Source organism: Rosistilla ulvae (assembly GCF_007741475.1).
In the GTDB taxonomy this organism is placed as follows: domain Bacteria; phylum Planctomycetota; class Planctomycetia; order Pirellulales; family Pirellulaceae; genus Rosistilla; species Rosistilla ulvae.
This window is the reverse complement of sequence record NZ_CP036261.1, coordinates 1,759,506-1,777,472: the sequence shown is the minus strand read 5'-3', so window position 1 is coordinate 1,777,472 and position 17,967 is coordinate 1,759,506. Positions and strand designations below refer to the sequence as shown.

Here is a 17,967-nt window from a genome sequence, read left to right as displayed (position 1 = left end):
ACCAGGCAGGGAGGCGGATCGCCAGCAGTTCGCAATGTTTGCAGCGCGCAGCACCCGAACTGCGGAAGATCGTATCGACGCCCCCCTCAACGCAAGCTAGCCGCGGGATGGGGCATTGGTGCGCGGCACGTCGACGCTCACCTCTCCTGCGCCGCGCCGGCTTCTTACTTCCGAGACGCAATCGCAAGGTTGTTGCGTCCCACGTTCAATGACGCCGTGACGGATGGAATTTACTAGGGCGAGGCCACGTAGCGACTGCCTTGCCGCGTGCCACGCTGCTTGAATTCCTGCTCGATCGCATGTCGCAGGCTCGACTTCTGCAAGCACCATTCGGGGGCGATCAGGTAGGCCGGCGGGGCTTCGCCGCTGACCCGTTCGATGATCATCGTTTCGGGCAGGCGTTCGATGAAATCGACGACTGTCTGGACGTATTCGTCGCGGGGCATCAATTGCACCTCCCCCGCAGCGACTTCATCCCCCAGACGCGTATTTTTGACGGCATACAGATTATGGATCTTCACGGCGTCGAGATTCAGTCGAGCGACTTCGACGGCGGTCTCCATCATGTCGGCGTGCGATTCGCGTGGGATCCCCAGGATCACATGACCGCTGATCTCGAACCCGCGGCCGCGGCTACGCTCGACAGCATCGATCATCGAGTCGTGGTAGTGCGCGCGGTTCATCCAATCGAGACTCTCGGCGTGGATCGTCTGCATCCCGTATTCGACCGAGACGTACCGCTGCTGGGCCAATTCGCTGATCAGATCCAACACATCCTCGGCGACGCAGTCGGGACGGGTTCCGATCGCCAGGCCGACGACTTCCGGATGCGACAGCGATTCCTCGTACAACGCCCGCAGATGGTCGACGTCGGCGTAGGTGTTCGTGGCAGGCTGGAAGTAAGCGATAAAGCCCTTGATGTTGCTGTATCGACGCTTTAGGGCTTCGATCCCGCGATCGATCTGCTCACGAATCTCGTATCGCCGCGTCCGCCGGCTGGGGCTGAACGAAGGGTTGTTGCAGAAATTACAGCCCCCTTTGGCAAGCGTTCCATCGGCGTTGGGGCAAGTGAAACCGGCGTTGATGCTGACCCGTTGGACGCGACCGCCGAAGCGATTCCGCAAATAGGCGCTATAAGGGTAATAGAACGCACCATCGAGCCGCCAATCGAAATGATCGTGCCCCGGCGGAATTGAGGATTGCATGTTTGAGAGCTATTATAGTTAGGTGAAGTGACAATAAATGGAGCGCTAAGGGACTTTTGAAGTGGCTACCATTTTTCAGCAACCTGAGTGTAAGGTCCACTATTACTCAGCGCATAGATAGCGCCAACGGCGTGGGCAGGCAAGGGAACCGATGGACGATATTGGCAAAGTTAAACGTTACGGGATGCTCGAACCCTCCAGCGGCGGCGATCCGGTGCCGTTGTTGAAGGAGCGATTGACGGTCGGACGCCGCGATTCGTGCGACATCTGTTTGAAGTTCGCAAATATTTCGGGGCAGCATTGTCGGCTGACGCTCGAGAACGGATACTGGTTCGCTCGCGATATGGACAGCCGCAACGGCACCAAGGTCAACGGCAGCCGGATCTTGCGCAAACGACTCGATCCCGGTTCGGTGATCTCGTTTGCCAAGCACGAATACACCATCGAATACAACCCGCAAGATCTGGGGGCGTTTGGCCCACCACCGCCGGACGAAGATCAATTGTCCGACGTTCTGCGACGTTCGTTGATGGACCGCGCCGGCATGAACCGCCGCAGCGAGTCGAATCGCTTCAAGAACGAACAGCACGACGACCTCGATTTTTAATTAGGATTCCGCACCGATGAAGTTTGCACATTGTGTCTTTTTTACGCTGAACGATAAGTCCGATGTGCAATGCGAATCGTTGATCGCCGCGGGGCTGAAGTACCTTAAGCCCCATGACGGCATCGTCAGCTATTCGATGGGGCGTCGCGAACCGGAGATGCAACGCCCGGTCAACGATCAGGAGTTCGATGTTTGTTTGGCGATCGTGTTTGCCGACCGCGCGGCACACGATGCCTACCAAGTGTCCGACCCGCACAACGAATTCATCGCCGAACAAAAAGAGAACTGGAAACAGGTTCGAGTCTTCGATTCCAACGTCGGTTAGGCGTCTATCGAAGGTAGCAAGCCGACGCCCGCCAAGCGGGGGGCGATCCAATCGAAAAAGGGACTGAGAAACGATGCATCAGGATGGCATAACCCCGGCGAAAATCGGCGACTACACCTGTGGCCCTGACAATCCATTGCTGTTGATTGCCGGGCCGTGCGTTTTGGAAACTCGCGAGGCAGCGATCGAGATCGGTTTGCAGCTGCGCGATATCGGCCAAGAGCACGGTGCCTCGATCGTCTTTAAGGCTTCGTTTGATAAGGCGAACCGAACCAGTTTGAGCAGCTACCGCGGGCCGGGACTCGAAGCGGGACTCGAGATCCTGCAAGCCGTTGGCGAAGCGACTGGCCTGCCGGTGACGACCGACATCCATCTTCCCGAGCAAGCCGAAGCTGCCGGGCGGGTTTGCGATCTGCTGCAAATCCCCGCGTTTCTCGCACGCCAGACCGATCTGTTGGTCGCGGCAGCCGAAACGGGCAAAGCGATCAACGTGAAGAAGGGGCAATTTATGGCTCCTGGCGACATGCGGTACGTCGTCGAAAAGCTGCGGGAGAGCGGATCGCAGAACATCCTGCTGTGCGAGCGGGGAACGTTTTTCGGTTACGGCCGTTTGGTCAACGATATGCGTTCGATTCCGGAGATGCAGGCGTTGGGCGTCCCTGTCGTTTTTGACGCCACGCACAGCGTCCAGCAGCCCGGTGGGTTAGGTGGCGCAACCGGTGGCAATCGGGCGATGGTTGAACCATTAGCTCGGGCTGCCGTAGCAATAGGAACCGACGCGTTATTCTTTGAAACCCACCCCGACCCCGATAAATCACCGAGCGATGGTCCGAACATGGTTCCGCTGGATCAGTTTTCGGGTTTGGTGGGCCGGATGCTCGCAATCCGCCGGGGTCTTGAGGCCCTATAAAATCGAATGATGATCTGGATCACAAACTCTCGTTACCGCATTGGCTTGGTCTGTCTTTTGATCGCTGCCAATGCGGCTCTTGTCGGCTGCAACAACGAAGCGGAGATCGTCCGCCAAGCGCGGCGTAAACAAAAGCAGCAGCTGGCAAACGAAGCGGCAACCGTCGACCACTTGAACGAGGCGGCTGGCTATATCAGCCGGATGGTCGAACTCGATCCGCAGGCGGCGACGCGGCAGATCAATTACCACTTGAACGCTTGGCTGGAAGCCTCGCCGCCGGAGGTCGATCGTCAACTCTCTCCGATGGCTGCCCAGCGGAAGCAGTTGTTCCCCGACGAATTCGACGCCGTGCGTCCCGATTCCGACACCTTCCTGCCGGGCGACATCGACTATTTCCGCCGCTGTTTTCTGCTCAGCCGCGTTGCGAACTGGGCTGGCGACGGCCCGCTGCACGATCCCATTCTCGCTGGCTGGCTAGCCGACGAAGAGTCCGGACTCGATCCGTCGCAGGTTCAAACGCTGGAAAAAGCTTCCCGCTTGTTCGACTGGACGCTCCGCAATATCCAACTGCAACCGCTGCAATTCCCCGCCAATTCCCCGCGGGTCGCCCCCAAGGAAATGCCGCCTGGATTGGTCTTCGATGGCCCTGGGTATCGGCAGACGTTGGAGGAATGTCTTTGGCGAGGCAGCGGCGATGGGCTGCAGCGTTCGCGCGTCTTCCTAGGACTGTGCCAACAGGCTGGCCTCGATGCCTGCATGCTGGCGATCAAGCAACCCGATCGCGACTCGGTCGTGCCATGGTTGGTTGGCGTCCGCGCCGGCCAACAGATCTTCCTGTTTGATGCCATGATCGGAACGCATGTTCCCGGTCCTGGGCAAGAGGGAATCGCGACGCTCGCTCAAGCCAAAGAGGACCCCGCGGTTCTGCGGCGGATGAAGATCGCTGGGCTGTACGATTATCCCGTCGATTCCAGCTGGCTGTCGAAGGTTGTCGCCTTCATCGACATTCCGACCGAAGCGTTTTGTTGGCGGATGAAAGCCCTGCAGCAGGGGCTGACCGGCGACGCCCGAATGCAGTTGACCTACGATCCCGAATCGATCGCGGCGTGGGAGGAACTTGAATTGATCGACGAAGCTCAAGCCTGGTCGATCGACGCTTTGGCTCGCCGATATCACTTTGCAATGCAGCGGGCGATGTCCGACGACCTGAAGGTCTATCTGGACCAACAGATGCGGTGGGGCATGTTGTCTCCCAATTTTCCTTTGGCCAAGGCGCGGTGGAATCACTTGAGCGGCGAGTTCGATCGCGACGAAGACGATGGGGCGCGGATCCTTTATATGAATCTGCGGATTCCCGACACCGACATCGAAAACCTACCGTACGATGTGAATCTGCAGGTTCAATTGAACGCTCGCCGCCAACCCGGACAGCCGCAGGAAGCGTACGACCAGCAGCTGCGAATCATTCAGGCTCAGTACCGCCAAGCCAAACAGGCGGCAACTTTTTGGTTGGCTTTGATTCAGTTCGAAGACTCGCGTTACGAAAACGCAGCGACCTGGCAGCAGAAACGCGTGCTGGGCCGCGACACGCAATCCCCTTGGGGTCCTTCGGCTCGTTACAATGTGGGAAGAGCATTGGAGCATCTGGACCGTCCCGACGAAGCGATCGAATATTACAAGACGCAGCGTGATCCCCAGGAACACGGGAACCGCATCCGCGCTCGATTGTTGTCGCGCGAAGTCGCCGAATAACGCGATCTGGCGGTTCGGGGCACGTATAATCAGTGCTGGGAAGAGGAGGGGGATGTACGATGTTCCAACAGCACTCACGACGCATGCGCACCGACGGTAACCGCACGCTGCCACGGTGGCGGAGCTTTCTCTTGGGTTGGGTTGCGTTTTGCCTGGCGTGCCCGCTGACCGAATCCCCAACCCTCGGCCAGGACGTTCAGCGGGGAGTGTTGGTTCAAGTCGCGTTGCCGATCGACGATGCAACGCAGCGGCAGGTCGAATCGACGATCAACACGATCCGTTCCACCGCCACAGCGGAAGCAGGGCGGCAAAAGTTGGTGCTGCAGTTCGGCAAGCAAGGCGACCAGGCGACCGGCGGCGAGACAGCTTTCGAACGGGGGCTGCAATTGGCGCGGTTCTTAACCAGCGAAAACGCGACCGACGTCAAGACGATCGCTTACGTCGCCGGATCGGTCCAAGGGCATGCGGTCCTGCCGGTGCTGGCTTGCGATCAGATCGTCGTTGCCCCCGGAGCCAGTTTGGGAGATGCCGGAATCGACCAAGCCTCCGTCGATCCGGTCGTCATGTTGGCTTATGAATCGATCGCCCAGCGACGACGCACGATTCCGATCGGTGCGGTGCGAGCGATGCTGGACGCCGATCTCGAACTAGTCCGGATCAGCCAAGTCGATGGGGGCGATCTGTTTCTTTCGGGACCCGAACTTGCGGAACTCCGCGACCAGGGGAAGGTCTGGAAAGAGGAACAGCTTGCCGCGCCGGGCGAACTTGCAAACTTTGTCGGTTCACAGATGAGAACCTATCGGTGGGCAACGCATGAGGTTCGCGATGTCGATGAATTGGCCACCGCGCTCGGTTTGTCGCGAATCAGCGATTCCCAGTCGCCCAACCTGGGAGAGGTCAACGCGGTGTTGGCGGAGATCAGCGGTCCGATCAATCGCCGGCGGGGACGACGTGTCCGCAATAATTTGTCCGACGCGATCCAACGCCACGATCTGAATCTCGTCGTATCGCATGTCAACAGCGCCGGTGGAGATCTAAACGAATCGCTCGAATTGGCATCGTATTTCGCCAACCTTCCGGCTCAGGGAATCCGAACCGCCGCGTTGGTCGACCCTCAAGCCGTCGGCGACGCCGCGTTGGTCGCATTGGCCGCGCAACAGGTCTACATGTCCCCCGAAGCAAACCTGGGCGGACCGGGAGCAGCGTCGTTCAGCGCCGCGGCGTTGGATGATCTGAGCGAAGCGATCGACCAGATCGCGCGGTCGACGGGACGCAGTCCAGCGCTGTTGCGCGGGCTGTTGGATCGAGAACTAGAGGTCTTCGAATATCTTGACGCCCGCAGCGGTCGCGTCGCTTACTTCAGTTCCGACGAACACGCCGCGCGAGACGACGCGGCGCGATGGGCTCGCCAGGGGGCCGTCGCGTTGGCCGATGGCATCTCGGCAGAACAAGCACTTCAACTGGGGCTGATCACCGGCATCGAGAGCGATCTAAAACAGGTCTGCCGAAAGGTCGGGCTGAAAGATCTGCCTCAACGGCTGGACGAACGCTGGATTGTGAATTTTGTCGAGAGCCTGGGACGCCAAGTTTGGCTGCCGCGGATGCTGCTGTTTATCGGCTTCTTCATGCTGTCGGTGGAGATCGGTGCGCCGGGGATCGGTTTTCCCGGCTTCATTTCGATGGTCAGCCTGATGCTCTTCTTTTGGATCCAAGCGGCCGGCGGAACGGCGGAGTGGTTGGAGATCTTCTTGTTCGTCGGCGGGGTTCTTTGTCTGTTGGCGGAGGTGCTGTTGTTCCCCGGCTTTGGCATTTTTGGGATCGGTGGCTTGGTGATGTTAGTGGCCAGTTTAGTCCTGGTCAGCCAAACGTTTGTGTTGCCCAGCAACGCCTACCAATACAACCAATTAACTGGCAATCTGATCGGCGTGCTGGTGGCGATCGGCGGGATGTTAGGAGGCGGGCTGGCGCTCCGTTGGATGCTGCCTCAGTTGCCTTTCTTCCGCCACCTGATGATGGTCGAAGACGAAGAGGAGAAGCAGATTCGGGCCGAGAACGAAGCGATCGTCCACTGGGATCATCTGCAAGGTCAGCGAGGAATCGCGACGACGCCGCTGGTCCCGTCTGGCAAAGCCAGGTTTGGCGAGGAGTTGATCGCGGTGGTCAGCGACGGACCGATGATCGATCCGCAGCGACCGGTGATCGTCAAACAGGTTTACGGCAATCGGGTCGTCGTCGAAGAGCTGATCGACGACGACGAGCCGGAATAAACGCCGGCGCGGTCGCAGGATCCGCAGGGCAGAAAAGTCGCTGGATGATCGAATCCGAGATAAATGCCGACCTCGGCGGGTGGTCGCCCGTCGCGTTTTCGCTTATCAAACAGGGGAGTCTACCGATAATTGGGGGGCACCGGACCTAATTCGATCCATCCGCATGGAGCAACGCTTGGACATGAACGACAACTATCTGAAGGTGGCGCGGCTGGCGGCTGCGGCTGGTGCCAAGATTCTTTTATCCTACCAAGGCCGGTTTTCGGTCCGCGAGAAGGCACCGCGCGATCTGGTTACCGAAGCGGATGTCGCGGCGCAGCAAGCGATCCAAAAGATCCTGCTCTCCAACTTTCCCGACCACGGATTTGTCGGCGAGGAGGAGGGGCACGACCAGGTCTCCGCCGAGATGTTGGCCGATCCGAACCACCCGCCGATCTGGATCGTCGATCCGTTGGATGGGACCGTCAATTACGTCCATCAATTGCAGAGTTTTGCGGTTTCGATCGCGATGTATCACGCCGGAGAGCTGCAGGTGGGGATCGTTCACGATCCCGTCACACGAGAAATTTTCTGGGCACAACGCGGCGGCGGGGCGTTTTTGAACGACATCCCGATTCGTTGCAGCACGACCGACCGCTTGGAACAAGCTTTATTGGCTTGCAGTTTTTCAGCCGGCACGCAGCATGATTCATCTGAACTGAGTCGTTTTGCTGCTGCGTTGGACGAAGCACAATCCGTTCGGCGACTGGGTTCGGCCGCGTTAAATCTATGTTATGTCGCGTCCGGTCGACTCGATGGCTACTGGGCAACGTGCGTTAAACCGTGGGATGTCGCCGCAGGAGCGTTGATCGTTTCCGAGGCTCAGGGGGAGATCTTGTCCCTCTCGGGGGAAAAATTTGATACTTGGGACCCCCGATTTGTGGCAACCGCCACGAAATCGCTAAACGATCAACTCCGCCGCTGCTTGGCCTAATCTGGCCCCCCGGCAGCGGAAATCGTTGGTTTTATTGCGTCCGGTCCTGCGGATTATTTGGGGAAGTGCATCCCCGATTCGACGTGTTCTCTCCAGTTTCCCTAATCCGATTAGTCACAAGCTTTTTACTGGGCGGGGATTCGCTTAAAATGGGTAGAGCTTCTCTGAGTTAACCGTGTCCTTATCACCCGATGGGTTTCGAGTGCTTTTCTGGCAAGCAAACCGATTCAATTCTGCCAGGGTGCTGTGCGCTTGGATCGCGTGTGCGCTGGCGTGGGTTGTGGTCCTCCCCTGCAGTGCCCAGACGCCCCCCCAGGTGCAGTTCCCCGACGGGATCGACGACCTGATCACACCGCAGGATGCGCTCCCCCCGGCGATCTACATGCTCGACGATGGCACGCGGGTCTTCATCCCGATCACTCCCTATCGCGAATTCGAGCGTCGCAATCAGGCCGTCGGCAGCACGCCGACCGGCCGCGCCCCATTTACGTTCGATTCGATCGAGATCACAGGAGAGGCCCGTGGCGGGCGGGCGGAATTGGATGTCTTGATGCGGATCGATCTCGATGCCAGCTTAAAAGACGAGATCGTGATCCCGCTGATGATGAAGAACTTCCATCGGCTGAGCCCGTTTGAGGTCGATGGAATCAGCAATGTCCGGAGCATGACGGAAGCCAAAACTGGCAGCCAAACCATTTTGGGAACGCCCAGCAAACAGCGAATTCTGGTTCAAGGGAAGTTCTCGGTGCGAGTGAATCAAGCCGATGTTCGCCGCAACATCGACTTTCGGCTGCCCGTTGCTCCAACGACCATCAAACTGACCGTCGACCAGGAGCGTCCGTTTGCTGTTGTGACGGGATCGACCAGCGAAGAGATCGTCCGCGCTCCGGAAGCGGTGGAGCAAGGCAAAAGCTTGATCCAATTGGAGGCGGCTGGGGGCGATTTCGCGATGGCATGGGGAGCATCCGAAGAGAAGGTCCCCGAGACTCAATCGTTGGAGGTCGAAGGGGACTGGAAGATCGATTGGCAGGATCCCCAACAAACTCCACAAATCGAAGTGACCTACAAAGTTCGCAATCTAACGGGCAACATCCAACCGTTTGAAATGCGGATTCCGTCGCAGTTTTCGATCTCGCCGATTTCGTTTTCGGATGTCTCGATCACCCCGATGGGGAGCGACACGTATCGAATCACCCCGGCGCTCTCCGATACGCCGCGGTTGACGTTTCAGATCCAGGTCGATGTACCGGGGGCGGATTACCGCACCGAATCCCCGTTACCGTTGGTTGGGATGTCGATCGCCGGAAGCGTTCGGGAAACGGGAACGATCAAAATTCAGACCACGCGCGATCACCGCCTGCGTTGGCTCGAAGGCAATTATGTCCGTCCGTTGATCTCGGCATCCAACAGCGAAGGGGACGGCCGCGCTTACGATTTCCGATATGACCGGGGAAACTTCACCCTGCCGATCTGGCTGGCGGTGAAGGCCAGCGGGATGCGAATGCAGGTCGATTATGAAACGTCGATCGGCCCCGAATCGGTCGATCTGAATGTCTTCGTCAACGTCGCCGGATCGGGAACGACCGGGCAGAGCCTGACGATCGATTTCAAGCAGTGGGAATTGCAACGAATCAACGATCAATTGCTGATCGATTTGGACATCGCTGGCGTCGAACCGACGGCCGACACGGTGCAGATCGAAGTCGATGAGTTGATTGAGAATCTGCCCCCGATCTCGGGACAACGCCGCCAATTAAAGCTGCAGATGATCCGAGCGCTTTCGGGTAACGAAGGCAAGGTTTCGTTCGATATTCCATCGATCGATCGCCCCGCCAAACGGCGCAGCGATGTGATCTATACCCCCGGCAGCGTGCGGGTTCAAGAAAAGGAAAACGTGACGATCGCGTTTGATCCGGCCAACAGCCACGGGCTGGAACAATTGGTCGATGTCGCGACTGCGGACGCCCGGGTCTATCAATTGTTATCGACGTTTGGCAAGGCGCGATTGACGCACACCGTTGCCCGCCGCAAGACCCAAGTCCGGACGGCGATCGCTGCGGAACTTGCGATCAACGGAGATCAATGTTTCTTCAGCCAGCGTGTAGCGATTGAATTTTCCGAGGGAAAACTCGCGTCGTTGCAATTGACCTCACCGCGCGACGATCTGCAAAACTGCACCGGTACGATCGACGGCAAGCCGGTCTTCTTGAAACGGGACAGCGACACAACGTATCAGGTGCGGTTTGATCCGCTGCCACCGGGCAGTTACGAACTGGAACTGACCCAACCGTTCCCCTTTCCAAGCCAGCCCGACGACGACTTCGCGATGCTGGAACTGCCGTTGAGCCTGCCGATGGAATTGGCCGCCGGTGGCGAGTTTGAGATGCCGTTTAAAGTGGTCTCGGATTCGTGGTCTCGCGATGAACAGGAGAGTTCCGACAAGCAGCCCGGCGAGATCCTGGTTGTCCCGGGAATCCCGCCAGCAATTCAAGTGGTCCGCCAGCGGCAACGCGATGAAGCTTCGCTGTTCATCGATCGGTTGTGGATCCAATCAATGATCGGCAGCACCTCGCGGCGCGAGAAGATCGTCGCCAGCGTGCAAGGTTTCGCATCGCATCTAGAACTCCAAAGCCCCGACTGGAACGAAGATATCCAGGTTCGGGCGATCGTCGATGGGACCGAGCTACGCGACTTTGTCCATCAAGGCAATCGACTTCAAATTCCGCTGCCTCAAGATCAAGCCAACGCAATGGTCGAGGTCTGGATCTGGGACCGCAACCTCGCGGCGCCAGCGATTTTCGATGAAATCACGCCGCACGTAACGTTAAACGCTCCGCACGGCGAGTGCTACTGGCAGTTGGTGCTTCCCTCGGGTCAACATTTGGTCTATGCCAATCCCGAGGCGGGGCGGGCCATGCAGTGGCAATGGCGCGGTCTGTTTCTGGCCCGCAAACCGATCCTTTCGACGACCGATCTGGAACGGCAGTTTGGCAGCACCGCATCGGAGACCTTGCCACCATCGAACATCTACCTGTTCACCCCCGCGGATCTTGCCAGTCTGCAAGCGACCGCCGCGCCGCGCAGCACGATTTGGTTGATCGTCGGTGGGATCACGTTGATCCTCTCCACAGCGCTCGTCTACATGCAATGGTTGCGAACGCCACTGACGTTCCTGGTGCTAGGTTTCGTACTGGTTGGCATGGCGGTGACATTTCCCGATCTGGCGGTGATCTTCGGTCAGGTGAGTGTGTTGGGGCTGTTGTTGACAGTCATCTTGCTGGCCATCCGGTCGGCGATTGCCGGCTGGCCGCAGCCGAGCGTGTTCGATGCTCCCCGGCCTCGCGAGGGGTCGACGCGCAGCGTTCCCAATCCGATGGTCGTCGGGTCGACGCAGAGTCTCGACCCGCGGCGGGTCGGCCCTCCGGTCGAGGCGAACTCATGATCCGCGTTGGTCGTTTCCCGCGCCGTTTGCTGCGAGCGACGTTGGTCGGCATCGCCCTGGTGATCTCCATTGCAAGCCTTGGGGCTGCCGATGAACCGTCGGCCAGCGACGCACCACCGCAAGCGAAATACCGCCAGGTTTTCATTCCCAAACGAGATGAAACCAAGCTGATCCCGGCCGACTACGAGCCGATCTCGCACAGCAAATTGAAGCAGGCGTTAAACAATCTGCACGATTCGGAAACCGTTGCCGATGTGGTGCCGGAACTGACCCAACTGCAATTGATGGCCCGCTATTCGGAGAACGCGCTGCAGTCGATCGGCGAATCGTTTTTCGACTTTCAATTCCAAGATGATGCCCCTGGCAAAATCACGCTCAGCCCGTTGAACCTTGCCGTCCTACCGACCGCAGCGCTAACCGGATCGACGACCGCGCGTTTGAGCACATCGCTGGACGGCCAAGTGACGGCGAGGGTTAGCGGCGATCAGCGGATCGATTTTTCGTGGAGTTTGCAGGGGACGCAGGTCGATCCCTACCGAACGCAATTTGCGATGCGTCTACCCGCGACGGGGACCGGCCTGCTGTATCTTGCGCTCCCCGAGGGCCTCGAGATCGAAACCATGGCGGGCGCCGTGCAAGTGGTCGACCCCGCGTCACCGACACTCGACGGTCTTCCGCTGCGAGACGACGAAACGGTCTATCTGGTGGAACTTGGAGGAGGGGATCGGGTTGAATTTTCGATCGTTAAGACCGCCTCGGCGCCGGTACTTAGCCAAGTTGTGATGCGGGAGGCGTTTGGCAAATACCAGATCCGCGAGGACAGCGTCGCGTGGGACTTCACTTTTGATTTCACCTGGCCGCGGGAAAACGGCCCGCTGAACCTGGTGCTCCCCAACGGCAGCGTCCCGACATCGCTGACGATCGATTCGATGGCTCGCCCCTACGAAACGACGTTGGAAAACGGCCAAACCCTGCTCGTCTTAGATCCCAGCGACTGGACCGACACGGCGGCGTCGATCGATCATCGGTTACAAATCATCGGCCTCTCGGCCCCTCTGAAATCGGGCTGGGTCACGCTCCCCAAAATCGGCTGGCGAAACTGCCAGGTCGTGATGTCGGGCAGCGGATCGACGCTACGATTGGACCTCGCCTATCCGATCGAACTGATCGATGTCGACACTTCCACCGACTGGAGCATCACGAATTCGTCGCGGACCGATGTGGAGGAGAGTTATCAATTTTTGGGCTCCTCCTGGGATCCGCCGCTGAAACTGTTTGTGCAGCGCGACGATTCACAAGCCACCGCCACCAACGCGCTCCGTTTGAATATCGGCAGCGATTCGTTGCAGGGCACATGGGACAGTTTTGTTGAATACAAGGTTGCGGTCCTGGAACCCGAGGGAGAGCAAGAGACCGCGATGCGATTGCCGACGATCGGACCGATCGCGATGGAGATCGAAGACGGTTGGGAGATCACCAGCGTCGTGGTCGTCTCCAGCGGGCGAGAGGCGGATCGCGTCGGTGGCAAGATCGATCGCCTGACGATCTGGCCCGAACCGGAAGAGATCGATGGCAAGGTGTTTCATGTGCGAGTCAAAGGGCGGCGCGTGCTGCCACCACAGGACCGGGTGAGTATTCCGCCGACATTTTTTGTCCGCTGGGAAACGATCCCAGCCAATGAATACGTGATGTTAACCGCGTCGTCGCGGATCCAATTCCGCAGCAATCAAGGGCTGCAGCAGAATCGAATCTCGAACAAACAACTGCCGGCAAAAATTGCCGAAATCTTCGGTGATCCCAGCGTCGCCCAATGTTACCTGGCGATCGATTCAACCCGCACGCCCTCGATCGAATTCGATCGCCCAGCGTCGCGATTTGATGCTCGCGTCGATGTTGCCGCGGCGTATCACGAGGGCCGGATCACCGAGACATTCACGATCGGAATTGAAAACGTCTCGGGCAAACTGGAAGAACTTGTCGTTCGTTTCCCCGAAGCGAAACAGTCGGCGATCCGGTGGACGATCGCCGCCAGCCCCCGCAACAACGAAGATTCCGCCGGCCGCAATTCGATCTTGGCGACGCGGCGAACGACAGACAATGGTGCAGAGACATGGCGTCTGCGGTCGCATGATCGGATCGACGACGGGACCGTGATCGTCGGCACGCGCGAGATTGGTGAATCCGAACTTCAGATCGACCTACCAAGCATCCCGTTGGCCTTTAATCAACGCGGCATCATCCGCACCGACCGCTCGGTCGAAGTCGTTTCGGTGAGTCCCAATATCGTCCGAATCCCCGAACCCAAACGGATGCAAATCGAAGCCCCGCTGCCAGTTCTACGATACGACCCAACCGTCGATGGCCAGGTGACGATCCAGGCGCGAAAGACCAAAGTGTCGCTGCCAATCATCCAAAAACAACAGACGACCGTGGTCGCCGACGCCTCGGGGGCCGAACGCGTGTTTGTGGAAATCAGTCCCGATTCGTCGGGGATGGTCGTCGTGCAACACGAACCCACGATGCGTTTGGAACGGGCCATCGGAGAACAAGCCGAACTCCCCCCCGAAATGCTACGAATCACGGAATCGACGGTCTCCTGCAAGCTTGCGACACAGAGATCCTTGCTGTTGGTATTCACTGTCAATCGCGCAGCCCAAGTCTGGGGACGCGTTTGGCAACCGCCACGAGTCCAATGCCAAAACCCGGTCCTGCAGTCAGACCTGCGGCTGTTGCTGGGCCCCGACAGCGTCCAATGGACGGTCGACCAATGGCCGCTTCCTACCGATGTACCTGCCGTCGATCCCCCCGCGTATGTCGTCGCATCGGTTTCGGTTCCGCTGAAATCAGCCGACGGCAGCTTGAAATCGGGAAAAACGATGTTGTTGCTGCGCAGCGAAACGGTGACCGGGCTGCAATTCGCCGTTGCAATCCTAATGGTGGCGTTCGGATGGGCGACTGGCCGATGGCGCATGTTTGGATTGCTAGGAGCCGCCTGTTTGCTGATTTCCGTCCTGGGAGTGCTCGGAAATTGGCAGATCGATCTGCTGCTGTTGGCAATGATCCCGTATGCCCTTGGGGCGTTGTTGGCGTCGCTGTTGACAGCCCGATCGGTGCCGCAAAGCGACGACGAATCGCGGCGAGACCTCGGCAGCCACTCGCTGGTTTTACGAAGCTTGATATGTCTTGCCTTAACCGTTTCCTGGGCGGTCGCCGCCAGTGGACAAACGCCTCCGGTGACGCATCCGTTGTTGATCCCAACCGAAGAGGATGGCACGCCAAGCGATAAGGTCTACATTCCACCGACGCTTTACAAACAGCTGTTGCAACGCGAATCGAAAGCGTTTCAGCTGTCCAATGCCCACGTCTCGTCGGCGCGGTACATCGTCGACATTCGCTCCAACGCGTTTGTTGCCGAACGCGACGCGGCGCGAGTGCAAGCGACCATCGGGATCGAAAATCCGGATCTGGCCAACTCAGTTGTGCTGGCCATCCGACAGAAACCGTTTCGCGAAGCGATCCGCCGCATCGACCTGTTGGTTGCGGGGGACGTGATCGCGATCCGTCGCCCCACCCCAGGCAACGACGACAAGATCATTTTGCAATTGAACGGTCAGCCCAATGCGACGGTTCGATTTTCGTTGTCGGTACCAACACAGATCGACGAAGCCACCGGACGAAGAGAATTGTTACTGGAGATTCCACCGGTCTTAAATTCTCAATTGGCCGTGATGTATGACGACACGGTGCGGAATGTCGAAGCGGTATCGAGCCAAGGAAGTGTTGCCACCAACTCGGTCACCCAATCGCTCTCGGCCGACCTGGGACCGGTGGAAACGTTACGGGTTGCTTGGCGAAAACAAAACGCCGCCCCTTCGGTTCCGTTGGTCAACACACGGCGATGCTGGTATCTACACCTGACACCCCACCAGGTTTCCCGCGAAGTGCAGTTGGATTTTGTCCAACCGGGCGAGGGGCTGAAGGTCGATCGCGTCGAATTGAATTTTGACACAACGGTGATCCCAATTGTCACGTCGTCCAGCTGGCGATTGGAAGAGACTCGGATCTTGGAAGGCGAACGATCTGAGTTGACGTTTGTTTCTTCGAACGCCGCGGCCGACAGCCTCCGATTGCTCTGGTCCCGCCCACGCGGCGACGAGAGTTCGGAGACGATTCGATTGGTCGACATTCGATCGGCGGCGACCGACGAGAGCGCGCCCGAGGTGTTGGTAGCGATCTCCGCCCCCGACGATTGGACGATCGAAGATCCCTTTGATTCGTTGGCCACCGTCGTCGATGCCAATGCGTTTCTATCGCACTGGACTCCCCGGACCGGCCCGCTAACCAAAGTCTTTGGCAGCGAATACAAAGGCCCGATTCCGTTTCGGTTGCGTCGGAACGAACCGCGCCAAGCCGTTGCCGATGATCTCCACCAAATCAATCTCGAATCCGATCGGCTGGAAATCAATTACAAGGTCTCGGTTCAGGATTACACGACGGCGGGAGAAAGCATTCGGCTGCGGATTCCAAAGAACTTGCAAGTCGAGAGTTCGATTCTGCAAGGCGAATCGGTTCCGCACAAACGACTGCCATTCGATGACCACGACGAGATCGTGATCGGTTGGCGGTCGAGCCCCGAACCCTCTGTGGAGCTGTACATCAAGGCTTCGGTTCCCGTCAAACTGGATGTGCCGTTGACTGTCCCCAGGATCTTCCCAAGTCAGTTCACGCTGACCAGCAGCGAATTCCAATGGAGTCGCGTTTCGGGTGTCGCGGTGGAGTGGTTGAAACAGGAGGCGTTTGAAGACCTGCGATTCGATGTCACCGGCGTGGAACAATTGCACGCCCAGATGTTCCCTTTAACGCGTTGGAACCTCGATGTCCAATGGCTCTCCGAACCTCAACTGCCGGGCGAATTCAAACTGCAAAAAATTACGCCTCGGATCGAATCCGAATCGGTCACGGTTGTCAGCTGGAAGGAACGCGCTTGGTCGGCCAAGGCCTACTTTGATATCCATGTCCAGCAAGGCCACATCGATTATTTCTCGTTTGAGGTTCCCGCCAGTTGGTTCAGCGAGATTTCGATCGACGACGACTTGCCCTGGATTGCGATACCGTCGGTTAATCGCGATTCCAAAATCATCCTGGTCCTGCCAGCTCGGCAAGCCGCCAATCGATATCAAATCACGATCCGCGGTGGCCCCCGATCGACCGCCAGCGAAAGCGTCGCGGTACCGACGGTTCGCATCCTGGAAACGGGCAAGCATCGCAATTTCTTTGCCGTCCCCCGGCGGTTGACCAACGAAGCGATCGCTTGGAAGGTGACGTCAGCCAACGAGATCGCGCTGCGGCCCCCGTTGGCTCGTGCATCGGGAGTTCCCGACGACCATGTGACCTACGAAGCGAACCCTAACTTTTCGGCTAGCCTGAACCCAGTTCTCGATTTGACGATCGAACCGCTTGTCTCGCTGGCCACGTTTGAATATTTCGAAACGTCGATCGCCGCTCACGTTCGCTGCAAATGGGACTTTGTCCCCGCTGGCCGCGACCTGTTGTCGCTGAAAATCCCCGAGTCCTACAAAGTTGTCACAGCCCGAATCAACGACATGGATGCCGACCTGCATCTGAGTCCGCAGGGTAACTTAAATATTCAATTGCTGTACAGCCAGCTGCCCCAGCAAATCGAACTGCTGTTAGAAGTTCCGCGCCGCGCCGATCCGAACAACGTCGACATTCAGGTTCCTCAAGTCGTCGGCGTTCCGGTTCAGCAGACATGGTTCATGGTCCACGCAACCGCCAACCGAGCCCCCTTCCAGAACTCATCGAACGTGCAGCCCGCAGCCGCTGGCTGGATCGGCCTGCCGGCGGAAAGGCTGTTGCGGGCCCAATCCGAATCGATCATCACCTGTCTCGACACCGCCACGGAATCGTTGCAAGAAAGGACTTCCTACGAATTGGTCCACTGGTTAACTCCATGGCTGAACCGATTTGAAGACGCGGTCGAGAGCCTGACGGCGGACGATGCGGCCGGAGATCCAGAGATTGAGGAATTAAGAACGCGGATGGATCAATTGGTCGAACAAGCCGGTGTGGAAACACTGGTCCGGCAGGCTCTGGAACCAACGGCGAAAGTCACCTTTACCGCAGACCGTTTCGTGCATGTGTATCGGGCCGATGGGAAAAACGAACATCCCCAACAAATCGCCTTCGAATATCAAGCCGCCGAAAACTTCCACCAATTCGCGCCGCTGGCGCAAGGTGCGGCGATCCTGGCCGGACTGTTTTTGTTGCTCGCCCTGATTGCTCGACTGTTGCGAATCAGCGATCCCTCACTGGGCAACCTTGTTTGGCTGGCCCTCTTGGGATTGGGCGTGTTCGCGCTGTGCCCACGGCCGTTGGCGAACGTATTATTGGCCGTTTTAGCGGGACTTGCGATCTTGGCGATGCTGCTGATGTTCCGCCGCGACCGCACCGCAAATGCTTGACCCA

At 58.4% G+C, this 17,967-nt stretch carries 9 protein-coding genes; 8 read left to right on the top strand and 1 reads right to left on the bottom strand.

What is annotated here, in order from left to right; genetic code table 11:
- Positions 1 to 233: 233 nt before the first annotated feature.
- Positions 234 to 1,205: a TIGR01212 family radical SAM protein gene (locus EC9_RS06430; RefSeq protein ID WP_145343358.1), complete on the bottom strand. Its 972-nt coding sequence runs from the start codon at positions 1,203 to 1,205 to the stop codon at positions 234 to 236.
- Positions 1,206 to 1,356: 151 nt separating this feature from the next.
- Here EC9_RS06430 and EC9_RS06425 point away from each other — a divergent pair, with 151 nt between their 5' ends.
- The 8 genes from EC9_RS06425 (at position 1,357) to EC9_RS06390 (ending at position 17,963) form a co-directional block, all read left to right on the top strand.
- A complete protein-coding gene (locus tag EC9_RS06425) occupies positions 1,357 to 1,812 on the top strand; it encodes an FHA domain-containing protein (RefSeq protein WP_145093684.1) in 456 nt (151 codons plus the stop codon).
- A gap of 16 nt (positions 1,813 to 1,828) precedes the next feature.
- Entirely contained in the window at positions 1,829 to 2,137 is a 309-nt protein-coding gene (locus EC9_RS06420; RefSeq protein ID WP_145343356.1) for a Dabb family protein, read from the top strand.
- A 73-nt stretch (positions 2,138 to 2,210) separates the two neighbouring features.
- Positions 2,211 to 3,047, top strand: a complete 837-nt coding sequence (kdsA, locus tag EC9_RS06415) for a 3-deoxy-8-phosphooctulonate synthase (protein ID WP_145343354.1) — start codon at positions 2,211 to 2,213, stop codon at positions 3,045 to 3,047.
- A 6-nt stretch (positions 3,048 to 3,053) separates the two neighbouring features.
- Positions 3,054 to 4,799, top strand: a complete 1,746-nt coding sequence (locus EC9_RS06410; protein WP_145343352.1) for a tetratricopeptide repeat protein — start codon at positions 3,054 to 3,056, stop codon at positions 4,797 to 4,799.
- An 83-nt stretch (positions 4,800 to 4,882) separates the two neighbouring features.
- Positions 4,883 to 7,066, top strand: a complete 2,184-nt coding sequence (locus EC9_RS06405; RefSeq protein ID WP_218934630.1) for an NfeD family protein — start codon at positions 4,883 to 4,885, stop codon at positions 7,064 to 7,066.
- 163 nt (positions 7,067 to 7,229) lie between these two features.
- On the top strand, positions 7,230 to 8,039 hold the full coding sequence (locus EC9_RS06400; RefSeq protein ID WP_246105985.1) for an inositol monophosphatase family protein: 810 nt from the start codon (positions 7,230 to 7,232) through the stop codon (positions 8,037 to 8,039).
- A 175-nt stretch (positions 8,040 to 8,214) separates the two neighbouring features.
- Positions 8,215 to 11,481, top strand: a complete 3,267-nt coding sequence (locus EC9_RS06395) for a hypothetical protein (RefSeq protein ID WP_145343348.1) — start codon at positions 8,215 to 8,217, stop codon at positions 11,479 to 11,481.
- Positions 11,478 to 17,963, top strand: a complete 6,486-nt coding sequence (locus EC9_RS06390) for a hypothetical protein (protein ID WP_145343345.1) — start codon at positions 11,478 to 11,480, stop codon at positions 17,961 to 17,963. The genes EC9_RS06395 and EC9_RS06390 overlap by 4 nt, the downstream gene beginning before the upstream one ends.
- Positions 17,964 to 17,967 lie beyond the last annotated feature (4 nt).

Coding starts and splice junctions, on each gene's coding strand:
- EC9_RS06430 (WP_145343358.1), bottom strand. CDS start 1,205: ATGCAATCCTCAATTCCGCCGGGGCACGATCATTTCGATTGGCGGCTC.
- EC9_RS06425 (WP_145093684.1), top strand. CDS start 1,357: ATGGACGATATTGGCAAAGTTAAACGTTACGGGATGCTCGAACCCTCC.
- EC9_RS06420 (WP_145343356.1), top strand. CDS start 1,829: ATGAAGTTTGCACATTGTGTCTTTTTTACGCTGAACGATAAGTCCGAT.
- kdsA (WP_145343354.1), top strand. CDS start 2,211: ATGCATCAGGATGGCATAACCCCGGCGAAAATCGGCGACTACACCTGT.
- EC9_RS06410 (WP_145343352.1), top strand. CDS start 3,054: ATGATGATCTGGATCACAAACTCTCGTTACCGCATTGGCTTGGTCTGT.
- EC9_RS06405 (WP_218934630.1), top strand. CDS start 4,883: ATGCGCACCGACGGTAACCGCACGCTGCCACGGTGGCGGAGCTTTCTC.
- EC9_RS06400 (WP_246105985.1), top strand. CDS start 7,230: ATGGAGCAACGCTTGGACATGAACGACAACTATCTGAAGGTGGCGCGG.
- EC9_RS06390 (WP_145343345.1), top strand. CDS start 11,478: ATGATCCGCGTTGGTCGTTTCCCGCGCCGTTTGCTGCGAGCGACGTTG.